This window comes from Rhodococcus sp. C26F (assembly GCF_053345925.1).
This window is the reverse complement of the sequence record NZ_JBKFBA010000008.1, coordinates 110,796-128,394: the sequence shown is the minus strand read 5'-3', so window position 1 is coordinate 128,394 and position 17,599 is coordinate 110,796. Positions and strand designations below refer to the sequence as shown.

Sequence of the window (17,599 nt, the reverse complement as noted above, 5' to 3'; positions counted from 1 at the left end):
CCGTCCGTGGAACCCTGTGTCAGGCGTTGCCCGACAGCTTCTCGCGCAGAGCGGCGAGCTGGGCGTCGCTCGCGAGCGATCCGCCGCCGGTCTCCGGAGCAGCCTCGGCACCCGACTCGGACGAGTAGTTGCCACCGGACACGCCGGCCGCAGCTTCGGCAGCCTCGTCGGCAGCCATCTTCTCGATCTGAGCGGTGTGCATCTTGTGGCGACGCTCGGCCTCCGCGTAGCGGGACTCCCACTCCTCACGCTGCTTCTCGTAGCCCTCGAGCCATTCGTTGGTCTCGGGATCGAAGCCCTCGGGGAAGATGTAGTTGCCCTGCTCGTCGTAGCTGTCGGCCATGCCGTACTTCGACGGATCGAACTCGGCGGTGTAGTCCTCGTTCGCCTGCTTCAGCGACAGCGAGATACGACGACGCTCGAGGTCGATGTCGATGACCTTGACCATCGCGTCGTCGCCGACGGCAACGACCTGGTCCGGGACCTCGACGTGGCGCTCGGCCAGCTCGGAGATGTGGACGAGGCCCTCGATGCCCTCCTCGACGCGGACGAACGCGCCGAACGGAACGAGCTTGGTGACCTTGCCCGGCACGATCTGACCGATCGCGTGGGTGCGGGCGAACTGACGCCACGGATCTTCCTGCGTCGCCTTGAGCGACAGGGAGACGCGCTCGCGGTCGAGATCGACGTCGAGAACCTCGACGGTGACCTCGGTGCCGACCTCGACGACCTCGGACGGGTGGTCGATGTGCTTCCAGGACAGCTCGGAGACGTGCACGAGGCCGTCGACACCGCCGAGATCGACGAAGGCGCCGAAGTTGACGATGGAGGACACGACGCCCTTGCGGACCTGGCCCTTCTGGAGCTGGTGCAGGAACTCGCTGCGGACCTCGGACTGGGTCTGCTCGAGCCATGCGCGGCGCGACAGGACCACGTTGTTGCGGTTCTTGTCGAGCTCGATGATCTTGGCCTCGATCTCCTTGCCGACGTACGGCTGGAGGTCGCGGACGCGACGCATCTCGACGAGCGACGCGGGCAGGAAGCCACGCAGGCCGATGTCGAGGATCAGGCCGCCCTTGACGACCTCGATGACGGTGCCCTTGACGGCCTCGTCCTTCTCCTTGAGCTCCTCGATCGTGCCCCAGGCGCGCTCGTACTGAGCACGCTTCTTGGACAGGATCAGACGGCCTTCCTTGTCCTCCTTGGTGAGAACAAGAGCCTCGACCTCATCGCCCACCGACACGACCTCGTTGGGGTCGACATCGTGCTTGATGGAGAGCTCGCGGGACGGGATGACGCCTTCGGTCTTGTAACCGATGTCGAGCAGCACCTCGTCGCGATCGACCTTGACGATGGTGCCCTCGACGATGTCGCCATCGTTGAAGTACTTGATCGTGGCGTCGATGGCGGCGAGGAAATCCTCGGCGGAGCCGATGTCGTTGACGGCTACCTGCGGCGAGGTGACGGTGGTGGAGGCCATGTGTTGAGTTGCTCCGGACGGGTTGATAGTCGGTTGGTCAAATTCGGTCGGGCACGTGAAACACCCACTGCGATACGGCGATGTGCGAGTCACGGCGAGTTCCTCGCTCGGCCCTGGAGCCGAACTGCGGACACTCGCGATCACCAGGCTACGCGTCTCGAGGGGACCCGGGCAAACCGATATCGGGACCGCTCCCCCGCACCCGATAGGCTCACACCCATGTCGGGCTCCGCGAACACCCCTTTTCCAGACCTTTCGGGCGCCCCGGAGGGGACCGGTGACGAGGCCGCGCGGCACGCGGACGCCCAGACGATCCTCGGCGAGACCCGACCCACCCGGACCCGCCTCGGCTCCCTCGAGAGCGAACGCGCGAACCGGGTGTGGTGGGACGCCGACACCGACGACTACCACCGCACCCACGGCGAGTTCCTCGGCGTGGACTCGGCCGCCGGCGAGTTCGTGTGGTGCCCGGAAGGGCTGCACGAGGGCGATGTGCAGTTGCTCGGCCCGGTCACCGGGCGCGACGTCCTCGAACTCGGATGCGGTTCGGCGCCGTGCGCCCGCTGGCTCGCCGGACAGGGTGCCCGCGCGGTCGGGCTGGACATCTCCATGGGGATGCTGCAGCGCGGACGCGCGGCGNGGCGATGGCCGCCGCCGGTCCGGCGGTTCCGCTCGTGCAGGCCGGCGCCGAGAACCTGCCGTTCGCCGACGCGAGCTTCGACATCGTGTGCTCGGCGTTCGGCGCGGTGCCCTTCGTCGCCGATTCCGCCCGGGTGATGCGCGAGGTGGCGCGGGTGCTGCGGCCCGGCGGACGGTGGGTGTTCTCCGTGAACCACCCGATGCGATGGATCTTCCCCGACGATCCGGGCGAACCGGGCCTGGTCGCGATGTTCCCGTATTTCGACCGGACCCCCTACGTCGAGGTGGACGCAACGGGCCGGGCGACCTACGCCGAGCACCACCGCACCGTGGGCGACCGGGTGCGCGAGCTCGTCGCCGCCGGCCTCGAGGTCTACGACATCGTCGAACCCGAGTGGCCCGAGCATCTCGACCGCGAGTGGGGGCAGTGGAGCCCGCTGCGCGGGTCGATCTTCCCGGGCACCGCCATCTTCTGCAGCCGCAAACCCGACTGACCCCGGCGCACCGTCCGGTCCGGGCTCACAGCAGCCGGGACAGGAACTCCCGGGTCCGACTCTCCTTCGGGTCGGCGAGCACCTGGCGGGGATCCCCGGCCTCGACGACCACGCCGCCGTCCATGAACACGAGCTGATCGGCGACCTCGCGCGCGAAGCCCATCTCGTGCGTGACGACGACCATCGTCATGCCGCCGTCCGCGAGATCGCGCATCACCGCGAGCACCTCGCCGACGAGTTCGGGGTCGAGAGCCGAGGTGGGCTCGTCGAACAGCATGAGCTTGGGATCCATGGCGAGCGCGCGGGCGATCGCCACGCGCTGCTGCTGGCCGCCCGACAGCTGCGCGGGATAGGCGTCGACCTTGTCGGCCAGCCCCACCCGTGCGAGCAGATCCCGGGCCTTGTCGACTGCCTCGTTGCGCTTGGCCTTCTTCACGAGCATCGGCGCCTCGATGACGTTCTCGAGCACGGTGCGGTGCGGGAACAGGTTGAAGTGCTGGAACACCATTCCGATGTCGCGGCGCTGTTTCGCCGCGGCCCGCGGATGCAGTTCGTACAGCTTCGAACCCCGCTCGGCGTAGCCGACGAGATCGCCGTCGACGTACAGGCGACCGGCGTCGACGCGTTCGAGGTGGTTGATGCACCGCAGGAAGGTCGACTTGCCCGATCCGGACGGGCCGATCAGGCAGGTCACCTGGCCGCGCCCGACCTCGAGCGAGATGCCCTTGAGCACCTTGACGGCGCCGAAACTCTTGCAGACCCGGTCGGCCCGCACCATCGGCGTGTCGACGGACGTCATAGGCGTTCCTCCCCCGGTGCGCCGGGCTTCGGCGTCGGCTTGCCGGCCTCGGTGACCGGTGCGTTCTGTGCGTCGGCGAGTGCCTGCAGCTGGCGGGCGGTGAGCTGCCGGCTCAGGCCCTTCGAGTAGTGCCGTTCGAGGTAGTACTGACCGATCATGAGCAGGCTGGTGATCGCCAGGTACCAGGTCGCGGCGACGAGCAGCAGCGGGATCGGCTGGAAGTTCGCACCCGAGATGTCGCGGGCCCGGCCGTACAGCTCGAGGCTGTAGGGCACGGCGGCGACCAGCGAGGTGGTCTTGAGCATGCTGATCAACTCGTTGCCGGTGGGCGGGATGATCACCCGCATCGCCTGCGGCAGGACGGTGCGGCGGATGGTCTGCGACCACGACATGCCGAGCGCGGTCGACGCCTCCAGCTGCCCCTCGGGCACGGAGGTGATGCCGGCGCGCACGATCTCCGCCATGTAGGCCGCCTCGTTGAGTGCCAGACCGATGACGGCGAACAGGAACGCCGCGTTCAGACCCTGCACGTCGATGTGGACGAACTGGTGGACGAACGGGATCCCCAGGTCGATCTGCTTGTAGATCGACGGGAACAGTCCCCACAACACGAGCTGGACGTACACCGGGGTTCCGCGGAAGACCCACAGGTACAGCCACGCGACGGAGCGCAGCACGGGATTCGGGGACAGACGCATCACGGCGAGCACCACGCCGAGGACGACGGCGATGGCCATGGCGAGCACCGTCAGCTGGACGGTCTTCCATGCGGCTGCGGTGATGCGGGCGTCGAACAGGTACTGGGCGTAGATGTCCCAGCGGTAGGCCTCGTTGGTGGCCGCTCCCCAGGCGAACAGCCCGAGTGCAATCAGGACGATCGCACCGGAGATCCATCGTCCGGGATGCCGCAGGGGTACTGCGCGTATCGGCTCCGGTTCGTCCGGTCGCGGTTCCGCGGATCTCGCGGACGTGGACTCGCTCATGGTTCCCTTTCTCAGCTCGTCGCGCCGTTGATCTGCGAGGCGGTGATCGCGCCGTCCTCCATGCCCCAGCGCGCGGTGATCTCGTCGTACGCACCGGAGTCGATGAGGTACTGCACCGCCTGCTGCAGTACGGGACCGAAGGGCGAACCCTTCGCGACGACGAATCCGTAGGGCGCGGCGTCGAAGACCTCACCGGCCGGTTCGAGTCGTCCCTCGCTGCGGGCGATGACGTACGCCGTGACCGGTGAGTCGGCGGACAGTGCGTCCACCCGGCCGAGGATCAGGGCGTTGGCGGCCTCGTCCTGGCTGTCGTACTTGACCTTGTCGATGGGCGGCAGTCCGCGGGCGACGCACTCCTCGCTCTTGGCGGGGACCTCCTCGAGGTCCTCGATGGTGGTGGTCTGCACCGCCACACGCAGTCCGCACGCGTTGTCGGGGTCGACGGATTCACCGGTGCGCTGCGCCCATTGCACCCCGGCGCTGTAGTAGGTGACGAAGTCGACCGATTCCTCGCGTTCCTTCGTGTCGGTGAAGGACGACGAACCCATCTCGAAGGTGCCCGCCTGGACGGCCGGGATGATCCGGTCGAAGTCCGCTTCGTTGAGCACCGCCTCGAGTCCGAGTGCGTCGCCGAGGGCCTGGACGAGTTCGACACCGAAGCCGACGATGGTGCCGTCGTCGTCCTTGAACTCGTTGGGGGCGTACGGGACGTTCACTCCGACCTCGAGGGTGCCGCCGTCGGCGATGTCGGCCGGCAACTGGCTCGCAATGGCGTCGACCTTCTCGACGGTGACGCGATCGCCGGGCGGGACGGTCGATTCGGTGTTCACCACGCACCCGGTCGCGAGGGCGAGCACCGCTGCTCCCGCCGCCAGCCTGCTCAGGGTCCGGACGCGACTACGCCCCCACGAGGTCGCGAGCGAGGCCGCGCGGCGGGTGTGCACTGCTCGATTCACAGTCGAACAGTATCCAACCCGGGAGGGGTCCGAATGCAAACCCGAAGCTCAAGCCTCGAGGCGGGCGACGACGGCGGCGGTGAACTCGTCCGTCGACGCGGTGCCACCGAGATCGGCGGTCGCGACACCCGCCGCGACGATCGCGCGCACCGCGTCCTCGATGCTGCGGGCGGCCGCGGAGAACTCGATGTCCGCGCGCGCCCCGAGACGGTCGAGAAGCATGGCGGCGGAGAGGATCAGCGCGATCGGGTTGGCGCAGCCCTGCCCGGCGATGTCCGGTGCGGCGCCGTGCGCCGCCTGGGCCATCGCCTTCGTGCGCGACGCGTTGATCGACGCCGCGGTGCCGAGCGAGCCGGACAGTTCGGCAGCGAGGTCGGACAGGATGTCGCCGAACATGTTCTCCGTCGCGATCACGTCGAACTCGGCGCCGCGGCGCACGAGCAGCGCGGCCATCGCGTCGACGTGCTGGTCGTCGACGGTGACGCTCGGATAGAGACGACCCACTTCCTGGCACACGTCCCGGAAGAGGCCGGTCGTGCGGGAGAGCACGTTCGCCTTGTGCACGATGGTCACGCGCTTGCGGCGGCGCGACGCGAGATCGAAGGCGGTGTGCGCGATGCGTTCACACGCCGCGCGGGTGATCACCCCGACCGCGAGCGCGATGTCGGGTGTGGGCATGAACTCGCCGCTGCCGACGGCCATGTTCCGGTCGGCGTAGAAACCCTCGGTGTTCTCCCGGACGACGACGAGATCCATCTTCGGTGACACCGACGGCGCTCCCGGCAGTGCGCACGCGGGCCGGATGTTCGCGTACAGGTCGAAGTGCTTGCGGATCCGTCCGCCGGGCGTGAGCTGACCGCGGAACTCCGGTGGGTACGAGGCACTGTCGTGCGGGCCGAGGATCCACGCGTCGAGCTCGGCGAGGGTGTCGAGGGTGACCTGTGGCAGCGGGCTGCCGTGCGTCTCGATCGCGGAGGCGCCGACGGGCAGCGGCACCCAGTCGACCGCGACCCCGGCTGCCGCGACGGCGGTGTCGACGATCCTGCGGGTCGCCGGCACGATCTCGGGACCGATGCCGTCCCCCTCGAGAAGTCCGATGCGGTGGGTCTGGAGCATTGCGGTGTCGTCGGTCACCCGGTCATCATTGCCTACCGTGGTCCAGTCGGTGGAACTCCTCCTCGACGCCCCGCTCGACGCGGCGGTGCGCGACGAGTGGACGCGGCTGCTCGACGCCGGCCTGCACAGTCAGGGACGGGTCCGTTCCGAGTCCAACCGTCCGCACGTGACGCTGTTCGTCGCCCATGCCGTGCCGGACGAACTCGAGGACGCGCTGCGGGCCGCCATCGCGGTCCGGCGGATCACCCTCCGGCTCGGTGGCGTGGTGATCTTCGGTGGCCGGTACGCGACGCTCGCCCGCACGGTCGTGCCGTCGATCGAACTGCTCGAACTCCAGGCGCGGGTATTCGAGGTACTTTCGGACTGCCCCGGGATCTCCGCGCACATCCGGCCCGGTGAGTGGACGCCGCACGTCACCCTCGCGCGGCGGGTGCCGGCCGCGCGCGTCGGTACCGCGGTCCTGGCGGCGCAGACGCCGGAGCGGCAGCTGACCGGGTCGAGTGCGGGTGTGCGGCGATGGGACGGTGAGGCCAAGCGGGAGTGGCTGCTCACCTGAGCAGGGGGCGGTGGGCGGTTCAGAAGCGGTAGTCGCCGAACTGCGTCACTTCCATATGGGTGTCGGGCGTGCGTCCGGTGAGGGCCAGCACGTCGAGGAGGAGGAAGACCGCCAGAAGTAGGAGGACCAGCAGGATCATGCTTCGAGCCTGCCGCGCCGGAAACCCACCCGACAGTGGCAGAGCCGTCGGAGAACATCGATTTTCTGCCACCGCGGTGTCACACTGGATGCCGTGTCCGGAACACCTGGAACCACCGGCCGGCTCGAGAAGGTGGTCGTCCCCGTCCTCCCCTACGTCGAGACCTTCGAACTCGGCGTGGCATGCGAGGTGTTCGGGTTCGACCGCTCAGACGACGGCCTGCCTACCTACGACTTCCACCTCGTCGCCGCGACCTCCGATCCGGTGCGCACCCGCTTCGGCTACACCATCGAGGTGCCGCACACGCTCGATCTCCTCGACGACGCCGACCTGATCCTGCTGCCGGCGGTGAACAGCGAGGGCATCGCACTCGACGACGTGCGCCTCGAACCGTTGTTCGCGAAGCTGCGCGCCGCCGTCGACCGCGGCGCGCGCGTGGCGAGCATGTGCACCGGGGCATTCATCCTCGGCGCGGCCGGGTTGCTCGACGGGCGTCGCTGCACGACCCACTGGATGCACGCCGACCGTCTCGCCCGGACGTATCCGACGGCGCAGGTCGACCGGGACGTGCTCTACGTCGACGACCATCCGGTCCTCACCGCCGCAGGCACCGCGGCCGGCATCGACCTGTGCCTGCACATCGTCCGCTCCGCCCAGGGAGCCCAGGTCGCCAACACGATCGCCCGGCGCATGGTGGTGCCACCGCACCGCGACGGTGGGCAGGCCCAGTACGTCGCGATGCCACTGCCCGAATGCAAGGACGAGTCGCTCGCGCCGTTGCTCGACTGGATGAGCGAGCACCTCGACCAGGAACTCCCGGTGGCCGCACTGGCGCAGAAGGCGCACATGTCGGCGCGGACCTTCGCGCGGCGGTTCGTCGCCGAGGTCGGGGTCACGCCCGCGCGCTGGCTCCGCGACCAGCGGGTCCTGGCCGCGCAGCGCCTGCTCGAGGAGACCGACCTTCCGATCGACGTGGTGGCCGACCGCGTCGGTTTCGGCACCGCTGCGGTGCTGCGCCAGCATTTCCTGCGCCTGCGGCAGACCACTCCGCACGCCTACCGACGGACCTTCCGGCGGTCCGTCGAACCGGTCGGCGTGTGACGCATCCCTCGATCGACGCCTCCCGACGGCGCCCCCGGAGCGGGCACGTCACGTAGCGTGGCGGAAGGAACCCCGTCACGAGGCGTGGCGGAGGGAACGAACGGGAAGAAACAGCGGCGGCCGGATGTTGGACCCGTCGACACGCCCGACCGAAAGGATTTCCGTGGCAACCAAGGCTCTCACCCAGCAGGACTTCGACGAGGTCGTCACGAGCAACGACATCGTGCTCGTGGACTTCTGGGCCGACTGGTGCGGCCCCTGCAAGCAGTTCGCCCCCACCTTCGAGGCATCGTCGGACAAGCACCCCGACGTCGTGCACGCGAAGGTCGACACCGAGGCCGAGCAGACCATCGCGGCGGCGGCGAACATCCGCTCGATCCCCACGATCATGGCGTTCCGCGAAGGCATCCTCGTCTACAACCAGGCCGGCGCTCTTCCGCCCGCCGCTCTCGAGGATCTCGTCTCGCAGGTCAAGAACCTCGACATGGACGATGTGCGCAAGCAGATCGCGGAGGCTCGCGCCGAGCAGGGCTGACCCACTCGCGTCGACGGCGCCCGTCCCCGNGCGCCGTCGTCTGTACAGCTCCGTGTACCTGCGGCCGGTGTGCCTGCGACTCAGTGCGCCGCGGCGTCCCAGCTGCGGCCGTAACCGACCGAGACTTCGAGCGGCACCGACAGCTCGATGACGGAGTCCATCTTGTCGCGCACGAGCGCCTCGACCTGTTCGCGCTCGGCTTCGACCACTTCGAGCACGAGTTCGTCGTGCACCTGCAGCAGCATCCGCGACCGCAGTCCGGCCTCGTTCAGCGCCTTCTGCACGTCGATCATCGCGACCTTGATGATGTCGGCGGCCGTGCCCTGGATGGGGGCGTTGAGCGCGGCGCGCTCGGCGATCTCCCGGCGCTGCCGGTTGTCGCTGTTGAGGTCGGGCAGGTACCGGCGGCGGCCGTAGAGGGTGGACGTGTAGCCGACCTTGCGGGCCTCCTCGACCACGTTGTAGAGGTAGTCGCGCACGCCGCCGAAGCGGGTGAAGTAGGCCTCCATCTGCTCGCGGGCCTCGTCGGTGGAGATCTTCAGCTGCTGGGCGAGACCGTAGGCGCTCAACCCGTAAGCGAGACCGTAGGACATCGCCTTGACGCGGCGACGCAGCTCCGGGGTGACCTCCTCGAGCGGCAGCCCGAACGCCCGCGACGCCACGAAGGTGTGCAGGTCCTCGCCCGTACGGAATGCCTCGATGAGCCCCTCGTCGGCCGACAGGTGCGCCATGATGCGCATCTCGATCTGGCTGTAGTCGGCGGTGAGCAGCACGTCGAAACCGTTGCCCACCACGAACCCGTCGCGGATCCGGCGACCGGCTTCCGTCCGCACCGGGATGTTCTGGAGGTTCGGCTCGGTCGACGAGAGCCGGCCCGTCGCCGCGACGGTCTGGTTGAAGGTGGTGTGGATGCGACCGTCGTCGGCGATGGACTTGACGAGCCCGTCGACGGTGGTCTTCATCTTGGTGTGCTCGCGGTGCGCGAGCAGATGTTCGAGGAAGGGATGGCCCGTCTTGTCGAACAGGTTCTGCAGCGCGTCGGCGTCGGTGGTGTAACCGGTCTTGGTCTTCTTCGTCTTCGGCATCTCGAGCTCGTCGAAGAGCACCACCTGAAGCTGCTTCGGCGAACCGAGGTTGATCTGCTTGCCGATCACCTCGTAGGCGGCGTTCGCGGCGGCGGCGACCTGGGCCGCGAATTCGGACTGCAGGTCGTGCAGGTGCGTCGAGTCGACGGCGATGCCCGTGGCCTCGAGATCGGCAAGGACCTCGAGCAGTGGCAGTTCCATCTCGGTGAGCAGGCGCACCGACTCGATCTCGCCGAGTTCGGTGTCGAGGGCCGCGGCGAGGTCGACGACGGCGCGCGCCGCGAGGATCTGCGCCTCGGCCGCCTGCGCGTCGGCGGCGTCCTCGTCGTCGAGCAACGAGAGTTGTTGCGCACCGGTGTCTTCCACCCGCAGCTCACGCTTGAGGTAGCGCAGCGACAGGTCGTCGAGCTTGAACGAGCGCTGGCCGGGCCGCACCAGATAGGCGGCGAGCGCGGTGTCGCTGGTGATGCCGGCGAGCGTCCAGCCGCGTCCGCGCAGCGCGTGGATGGCGAACTTCGCCTCGTGCACGGCCTTCTCCACGGCGGGGTTCGCGAGCCATGCGGCGAGGGCGTTCTCGTCCTCGGGCGTGAGCGCCACTGTGCTCACATAGGCGCCCTCACCGTCGGCCCCGGCGACGGCGATCGCGGTCGCGTCGCCTCCGTAGGGAATGCCGGTGCCCACCACGGCGAGACCATGACGTCGACCCTCCGGGGCGTGCTCGGCGAGCCAGTCGCCGAGGGCACCCGGCTCGACGATCCCGCCGCGCACCTCGAAGCCCTCCTCGGCCTCGGGCTCGGCCGACGAGAGCGTCTCGAACAGCCGGTCGCGCAGCACCTTGAACTCGAGATCGTCGAACAGGCGGTGGATACGGTCGCGGTCCCACGGGGCGAGGGCGAGTTGTTCGGGGGTGTACGGCACGGCCACGTCGCGCACCATCTCGGTGAGCTGGCGGTTGAGCAACACGTTGGACAGGTTCTCGCGCAGCGCCTCGCCGGTCTTGCCGCGCACCTCGTCGACGCGGTCGACGAGTCCGCTCAGACTTCCGTACTCGCGGATCCATTTCGCGGCGGTCTTCTCGCCGACGCCGGGGATGCCGGGCAGGTTGTCGCTCGGGTCGCCGCGCAGCGCCGCGAAGTCCGGATACTGTTCGGGGGTGAGTCCGTACTTCTCCTCCACCGCGTCGGGGGTGAAGCGCGTCAGGTCGGAGACGCCGCGCCGCGGATACAGCACCGTGATGTCGCCGTTGACGAGTTGGAGCGCGTCGCGGTCGCCGGTCACCACGAGCACCCGGAAGCCCTGGGCGTGCGCCTGCGTCGCGAGCGTGGCGATGATGTCGTCGGCCTCGTAGCCCTCGATCGCCATCACCGGGATCCCCATCGCCCCGAGGACGTCCTTGGTGAGTTCGATCTGACCCTTGAAGTCGTCGGGTGCGGCGCTGCGCTGGGCCTTGTAGGCGGCGAACAGTTCGGCGCGGAAGGTCTTGCGGCTGACGTCGAATGCTGCCGCGACGTGCGTGGGCTGTTCGTCGCGCAGCAGGTTGATGAGCATGGAGGTGAACCCGTAGACCGCGTTCGTGGTCTGCCCGCTGTGGGTCTTGAAGTTCTCGGCGGGCAGCGCGTAGAACGCGCGGAACGCGAGGGAATGGCCGTCGAGGAGCAGCAGGGTCGGGCGGTCGTCGGTGGCCGCGGTGGACGTCGCGGAAGTGGATGCACGGGTCACGCGTGCCAGTCTAGGGACCGAGGACGACAGCGTCGGCCACACCGCCCGACCAGCACCTCTCCGGTATGTGCGAACACTCGTTGTCCGAAGAAACGAGACCGAAACGTCCGGGTGATCCAATTTTTCCCGTGGACGTGCGATCCAGCCGTTAGAGTCCCCTGTCACGACACCGTAGTCCGGCGTCACCGCGGTTGACGATGATGCCCCGGGCGCAGTGCCGCGCTCGATGACAGCGCACCCACCGGGAGGACCTGCGTGGCCCCTACCTCGGGATGTCGGCGACGACCGACCTCGACCCTCCACCGATCGGTCCGCGCCGCACTCGTCACGCTCGCGAGTGTCCTGTTCGTCCTCGTCGGCGCCGGCCTCTCCTCCGCCCAGGATCCACCGGACCCACCCTCACCGCCCGCGAACACAGCACCGGCCGCACCCGACGAGGAATCCGCGGAGGGGGTGACCGTCCGCGGAACGCTCAACAATGCCGGCGAACGACTCGACGGTGTCGTCGTCCGTGCGACCACCGAGGGCGGCGAGGTGGTCGCGGAAACCGAATCGGCCGACGGTGGTCGCTGGGAGCTCACCGTTCCGCCGGGCACCTACGTCTTCGAGGTCGACACCGAGAGCCTGCCCGACGACGTCACCGTCCAGACCTCGGTGACCCGCGACGTGGCACCGGGACGGGCGAACACGGTGATCTTCTCGTTCGGGGAGGCGCGCACCGGGTCGACGGTGGCGTGGGGCGAGACGCTGGTGCGCACCATCGTCGACGGTCTGCGTTTCGGTCTGGTCATCGCGATCGCCGGGGTGGGCCTGAGCCTCATCTTCGGTACGACCGGCCTGACGAACTTCGCCCACGGCGAGCTGGTGACCCTCGGCGCGGTCGCGGCCTGGATCTTCAACGTCACCCTCGGTGTCCAGCTGATACCGGCGACGATCCTCGCGGTGATCGTCGGCATCGTCATCGGCCTGCTCAACAACGCACTCATCTGGGCGCCGCTCCGGCGCCGCCGCACCGGCCTGATCGCCCAGCTGGTGGTGTCGATCGGGCTCGCGATCTCGTTGCGCTATCTCATCCTGGCCTTCTACTCCGACCGCACCCAGCCGTTCGACGACTACCAGGCGCAACAGCAGCTCGTGTGGGGGCCGATCGCGATCACCCCGGTCAATCTCGCATGCATCGTAATCAGCCTGGTGGTGCTCGTCGGCGTCGCCCTGCTGCTGCAGCGCACCCGGATCGGCAAGGCGATGCGCGCCGTGGCCGACAACCGCGACCTCGCGGCGTCGTCGGGGATCGACGTCGAACACGTCATCCGGTTCGTGTGGGGGCTCGGTGGTGGGCTCGCCGCGCTCGGTGGTGTGCTCTTCGGCCTGTCGGAGCTCGGTGGACGCGTGCAGTGGGAGATGGGGTTCAAGCTGCTCCTGTTGATGTTCGCCGGCATCATCCTCGGCGGCCTCGGCACCGCCTACGGCGCGCTGGTCGGCTGCGTCGTGGTGGGTCTGCTGGTCCAGCTGTCCACCCTCGTCATCAATCCGGACCTGAAGTACATCGGCGGTCTGCTCGTACTCATCGTCATCCTGGTCATCCGCCCCCAGGGCATCCTCGGCAGTCGGACAAGGATCGGGTGACCCATGGATATCGTTGCGGTACTCCAGGTTTCCTTCGCCCAGCTCATCGGCCCGTCGGCGATCTTCTACGCGCTGCTCGCGATCGGCCTGAACCTGCACTACGGCTACGCCGGTCTGCTGAACTTCGGTCAGATCGGGTTCGCGCTGCTGGGCGGTTACGGCGTGGGCATCATGACCGTCACCTACGACCAGCCGTTGTGGGTGGGCATCCTCGTCGGCCTCGCGCTGGCAGGTCTGCTCGCACTCGTCCTCGGCATCCCCACCCTGCGGTTGCGGGCCGACTATCTCGCCATCGCGACGATCGCCGCGGCGGAGATCCTGCGGCTGGTGTTCCGCTCGACCGCGTCCGACTCGGTGACCGGATCCACCCGCGGCCTGTGGGGATTCGCCGACCCGTTCACATCGCTGAGCCCGTTCGATTCGAGTCGCCAGTACAACCTGCTCGGGATGCGGTTCTACGGCGACGACCTGTGGGCGATGGTCGTCGGCTGGACCCTCGTGCTGTTGCTGTGCGGGCTGGTCTACCTCCTCTCCCACAGTCCGTGGGGGCGGGTCCTCGAGGCGGTGCGCGAGGACGAGGACGCCGCCCGCGCGCTCGGCAAGAACGTCTTCGCCTACAAGATGCAGGCCCTGGTGCTCGGCGGCATGATCGGCGGTCTCGGCGGCGTCTTCAACGCCCTGCAGACCAAATCGATCAACCCCGACTTCTACTCGACCGCGCAGACCTTCTTCGCGTTCGGCGCGCTGATCCTCGGGGGTGCGGGAACGGTTTTCGGACCGGTGCTCGGCGCCATGGTGTTCTGGTTCCTGCTCACCCTCCCGGACGCCTTCCTCCGCCAGGCGATCGCCGGACCCGACCCGCTGCTCCCCCTCACCGAACAGCAGGTCGGCGCGATGCGGTACGTGCTGCTCGGCATTCTCATCGCGGTGATGATGGTCTTCCGGCCACAAGGCATCCTGGGAAGCAAGCGGAAGGTGCAACTCGATGCCTGACACGATCCGACCCGACCCGAAACCGCCGCGCGCGGTCCTCGGTGCCGACGAACGTGCCGCACTGTTCGCCGGTGTCGACCGCACCCCCGGCGCCGCCAAACCCGACCCGATCCTCGTCGTCGACGATCTGTGCCGCACGTTCGGCGGTCTCAAGGCCGTGGACGTGGGCCATCTCGAGATCCAGCGCTCGTGCATCACCGGCCTGATCGGCCCGAACGGTGCCGGCAAGACCACCCTGTTCAATCTCCTCACGGGCTTCGACCGGCCCGACACGGGCACCTGGGCGATGGACGGCGTCCCGCTCGGCCGCCTCCACCCCCATCAGGTGGCGCGGCGCGGGATCGTGCGCACCTTCCAGCTCACCAAGGCGCTGTCGAAGATGACGGTCCTCGACAACGTCCGTCTCGGCGCCCGGCACCAGACCGGCGAGCGCATGGCCGGCGCACTGTTGCCGTGGACATGGCGCCGCCAGGAACGCGAGATCACCACGCGCGCATACGAACTGCTCGACCGTTTCGGCCTGGCCGCGAAGGCCGACGACTTCGCCGGTTCACTGTCCGGCGGCCAACGCAAACTGCTCGAGATGGCCCGTGCGCTGATGACCGAGCCGACCGTCGTCATGCTCGACGAGCCGATGGCCGGCGTCAATCCGGCACTCACGCAGAATCTGCTGGGACACATCAAGACCCTGCGCGACGACGGGACGACGGTGGTGTTCGTCGAGCACGACATGGACGTCATCCGCGACATCTCCGACTGGGTGGTGGTGATGGCGCAGGGTTCGGTGATCGCGGAGGCACCGCCGGACACGCTGTCGTCCGATCCCGCCGTGGTCGACGCCTATCTCGGCAGTCACCACGACCAGGCACTCGAGTTCGACGACGAGGGCAATCCCGTGGGCGCGACCGCCGAACTCGCCGACGCCCTCGCGGACGCGGAAGCGCAGACCCTCGAGGCCGGAGGCGACCTGTCCGATCCCGATGCGACGTCGACGGACGCGACGACCACGACACCGGAGAAGCCGTGAGCGACAACATCACCCCTGCATCCACCGGCACGACGCCGGCGGAACGTGCCGCGACCCCGGAGGAACACGCCCGTCTCGCGACCGGCGCCCTCCTGCGCGCCGACGATCTCGTGGCCGGTTACTTCCCCGGCGTCGACATCCTGCGCGGCTGCAATTTCTACCTGCGCGACGGTGAGATCGTGGGCATCATCGGCCCGAATGGGGCCGGTAAGTCGACCCTGCTCAAGGCGCTGTTCGGCCTCATCCCCATCCGCAGCGGCACCGTCACGCTCGGCGGGGACGAGATCACCTCGGCACCCGCACACATCCTGGTGCGCAAGGGCATCGGCTACGTGCCGCAGACGCAGAACGTGTTCCCCTCACTGACCATCGAGGAAAACCTCGAGATGGGGATCTATCTGCGCCCGAAGGACTTCGAGAAGCAGTTCGAGCGGGTGGCCTCGTTGTTCCCCCTGTTGGCCGAGCGCCGGAAGGTCAAGGCGGGAGCGCTCTCCGGTGGCGAGCGGCAGATGGTCGCGATGGGCCGCGCGCTGATGATGGAGCCGTCGGTGCTGCTCCTCGACGAGCCGTCCGCGGGACTGTCGCCGATGTTCCAGGACGAGGTGTTCATCCGCTGCAAGAAGATCAACGCGGCGGGGGTGTCGATCATCATGGTCGAGCAGAATGCTCGTCGCTGCCTGCAGATCTGCGATCGCGGATATGTCCTCGACCAGGGCCGCAACGCGTACACCGATACCGGCAGCAATCTCATGCACGACCCGAAGGTCGTGGAACTGTATCTCGGTACCCTCGCCGGGAGCCGGGAGAAGCGGAAGGGGTGACCGCCCACCGGCGATCACCCCTTCGCTCACGACCTGCGGGTCACTCCCCCACCACGATGTAGTCCTCGGTGGTCAGGGTGTTGTCGGGGCCGAACACGAGCCGGCCGTACGAGCCCACGCCGGGTTCGCCCGCGTCCACGAAGGTGAGTTCGCCGGTGGCACCGTCGTAGTCGATGTCCTGATCCGCGCGGAGAAGGTCGAGGCACTGCTGGTAGCTGGTGCACTTCTCCCCGTCACGGGTCACCGAGTTGATGTTCGCGGCGATGTCCACCCCGGCGGTCGACCCTGCCTGTTCCGCCGCCAGCGCCGAGACGATCACGGCGTCGTAGGACTCACCGGCGTAGTTGAAGTCGATCAGGCCCGGGTCGACGCCGAGCAGTCGCTGCTGGAACTCCTCGCCGGTGTCGGTCAGCGGCGTGGTCCCGGCCATGCCGTCGAGCAGTCCTTCGGCGACGTTCTCGCCCAGCGCGTTCCCCATGTTGCCGTCGACGCCGAAGACCGCCATGCCGTCGGACGGGCCGATGCCCACCTCGTGCATACGGGTGATGATCTTCGCCGACTCCTCGAAGCCGATGAGCGCCACCGCATCCGGTGCGAAGTTGGCCACCTGGTCGATCTCCGCGTTGAACGACTGCGCGTTGGGGTCGTAGATGATCTTCTGGATCTGGTCCTCCGGGATACCGGCGTCGACGAGGTTGTTCACGGTGTTCTCGGCGAGACCGGTGCCGTACGGGTCGTTCAACGCCAGGATCGACACGCGCTGCGCCCCGTCCTCGGCGATCAGCTGCGCAAGGGCCTGCGCCTGGAGCACGTCGGTCGGGGCGGTGCGGAAGTACAACCCGCGGTCGGCGTAGCAGACGAACTGGTCGGAGGTGTTCGCCGGCGAGAACTGCACCACACCGGCACTGACGATCTTGTCGATCACCTTGAGCGAGACCGACGACGAGGCGGCACCGACGATCACCTGGGTGCCGTTGGCGAGATGCCGATCGACGGTGGTGTTCGCGGTGTCGGTCGTCGTGTCCCCGGAATCGCCCGGGAACAGTTCGACCGGCTGGTCGAGAACACCGCCCGCGGCGTTGATGTCCTCGACGGCGAGCCGGACGGCAGCGACCTCCGGCGGTCCGAGGAAGGCGAGACTGCCGGTCTCGGGGAGAATCGTGCCGATCTTCAGCGGTCCCGTGGCGGGAGTCGCCCCTGCTGTGGCCTGCTGTGGTTCGCAGTCGGTCTCGACGGTCGTCGCGGCCGCCGACCCCTCGTCACCGGCCGACGTACCGGATGCCGAATCGTCGCTGTCCGAACCACACCCGGCGAGGGCGAGCGTCGCAGCACCGAGTACCGCTACGGCGCGGACCAGAGTCCGTCTTGCCATTCAACTCTCCTTCGAACGCCTGACACCGCATCCGGCGGATTCCGGATGTGGTCGAAACATAGCGGTCCGAAGCACCCTGCGAACCGGGCCGAAATCCTTGTGATACGACCGTTATCTGCAGGGCGGAGATTTGATGTGGCGGTAACGCGACGGGGCGC

14 protein-coding genes and 1 pseudogene are annotated in these 17,599 nt (G+C 68.3%); 8 read left to right on the top strand and 7 right to left on the bottom strand.

Annotated elements, in window-relative coordinates:
* Positions 1-19: 19 nt before the first annotated feature.
* Positions 20-1,480 (bottom strand): 30S ribosomal protein S1, encoded by a 1,461-nt coding sequence (gene rpsA / locus ACLBYD_RS12195; RefSeq protein ID WP_016691436.1) that lies wholly within the window; start codon positions 1,478-1,480, stop codon positions 20-22.
* A gap of 219 nt (positions 1,481-1,699) precedes the next feature.
* On the opposite strand from rpsA, the pseudogene ACLBYD_RS12190 reads away from it, so the two are divergent.
* Positions 1,700-2,613, top strand: a pseudogene (locus ACLBYD_RS12190) (class I SAM-dependent methyltransferase).
* A gap of 25 nt (positions 2,614-2,638) precedes the next feature.
* Here the strand turns inward: ACLBYD_RS12190 and ACLBYD_RS12185 are convergent.
* The 4 genes from ACLBYD_RS12185 to ACLBYD_RS12170 all read right to left on the bottom strand — a co-directional run bounded on the left by ACLBYD_RS12185 (position 2,639) and on the right by ACLBYD_RS12170 (position 6,467).
* A complete protein-coding gene (locus ACLBYD_RS12185) occupies positions 2,639-3,412 on the bottom strand; it encodes an amino acid ABC transporter ATP-binding protein (protein WP_060652929.1) in 774 nt (257 codons plus the stop codon).
* The gene (locus ACLBYD_RS12180) at positions 3,409-4,395 is read right to left on the bottom strand and encodes an amino acid ABC transporter permease (protein ID WP_447816625.1); all 987 of its coding nucleotides are present in this window, start codon (positions 4,393-4,395) and stop codon (positions 3,409-3,411) included. The genes ACLBYD_RS12185 and ACLBYD_RS12180 overlap by 4 nt, the downstream gene beginning before the upstream one ends.
* An 11-nt stretch (positions 4,396-4,406) precedes the next feature.
* Positions 4,407-5,279, bottom strand: coding sequence for an ABC transporter substrate-binding protein (locus tag ACLBYD_RS12175; RefSeq protein WP_447816669.1), 873 nt, complete (start codon positions 5,277-5,279; stop codon positions 4,407-4,409).
* 120 nt (positions 5,280-5,399) lie between these two features.
* Positions 5,400-6,467: an isocitrate/isopropylmalate dehydrogenase family protein gene (locus ACLBYD_RS12170; RefSeq protein WP_447816668.1), complete on the bottom strand. Its 1,068-nt coding sequence runs from the start codon at positions 6,465-6,467 to the stop codon at positions 5,400-5,402.
* 37 nt (positions 6,468-6,504) lie between these two features.
* Between ACLBYD_RS12170 and ACLBYD_RS12165 the strand changes: the two genes are divergently transcribed.
* From ACLBYD_RS12165 to trxA, 3 genes are all read left to right on the top strand, one after another.
* Entirely contained in the window at positions 6,505-7,023 is a 519-nt protein-coding gene (locus ACLBYD_RS12165) for a 2'-5' RNA ligase family protein (RefSeq protein WP_447816624.1), read from the top strand.
* Positions 7,024-7,255: 232 nt separating this feature from the next.
* Positions 7,256-8,263 carry a GlxA family transcriptional regulator gene (locus tag ACLBYD_RS12160; protein ID WP_447816623.1) on the top strand — a complete coding sequence of 336 codons (1,008 nt, stop codon included), beginning with the start codon at positions 7,256-7,258 and terminating at the stop codon, positions 8,261-8,263.
* A gap of 163 nt (positions 8,264-8,426) precedes the next feature.
* Positions 8,427-8,798: a thioredoxin gene (gene trxA, locus ACLBYD_RS12155; RefSeq protein ID WP_447816622.1), complete on the top strand. Its 372-nt coding sequence runs from the start codon at positions 8,427-8,429 to the stop codon at positions 8,796-8,798.
* An 80-nt stretch (positions 8,799-8,878) separates the two neighbouring features.
* Here the strand turns inward: trxA and polA are convergent, their stop codons facing one another.
* Entirely contained in the window at positions 8,879-11,602 is a 2,724-nt protein-coding gene (gene polA / locus ACLBYD_RS12150) for a DNA polymerase I (protein WP_447816621.1), read from the bottom strand.
* 255 nt (positions 11,603-11,857) lie between these two features.
* On the opposite strand from polA, the gene ACLBYD_RS12145 reads away from it, so the two are divergent.
* Genes ACLBYD_RS12145 through ACLBYD_RS12130 form a run of 4 tightly spaced genes read left to right on the top strand, consistent with a single transcriptional unit; the run spans position 11,858 to position 16,069 of the window.
* The gene (locus tag ACLBYD_RS12145; protein ID WP_447816620.1) at positions 11,858-13,228 is read left to right on the top strand and encodes a branched-chain amino acid ABC transporter permease; all 1,371 of its coding nucleotides are present in this window, start codon (positions 11,858-11,860) and stop codon (positions 13,226-13,228) included.
* A gap of 3 nt (positions 13,229-13,231) precedes the next feature.
* Positions 13,232-14,221, top strand: a complete 990-nt coding sequence (locus ACLBYD_RS12140; protein ID WP_060652921.1) for a branched-chain amino acid ABC transporter permease — start codon at positions 13,232-13,234, stop codon at positions 14,219-14,221.
* Entirely contained in the window at positions 14,214-15,248 is a 1,035-nt protein-coding gene (locus ACLBYD_RS12135) for an ABC transporter ATP-binding protein (RefSeq protein ID WP_447816619.1), read from the top strand. Before ACLBYD_RS12140 ends, ACLBYD_RS12135 begins: the two co-directional genes overlap by 8 nt.
* On the top strand, positions 15,245-16,069 hold the full coding sequence (locus ACLBYD_RS12130; protein ID WP_447816618.1) for an ABC transporter ATP-binding protein: 825 nt from the start codon (positions 15,245-15,247) through the stop codon (positions 16,067-16,069). The genes ACLBYD_RS12135 and ACLBYD_RS12130 overlap by 4 nt, the downstream gene beginning before the upstream one ends.
* 40 nt (positions 16,070-16,109) lie before the next feature.
* Here the strand turns inward: ACLBYD_RS12130 and ACLBYD_RS12125 are convergent, their stop codons facing one another.
* Entirely contained in the window at positions 16,110-17,441 is a 1,332-nt protein-coding gene (locus tag ACLBYD_RS12125) for an ABC transporter substrate-binding protein (protein WP_447816617.1), read from the bottom strand.
* Between the last annotated feature and the right edge of the window lie 158 nt (positions 17,442-17,599).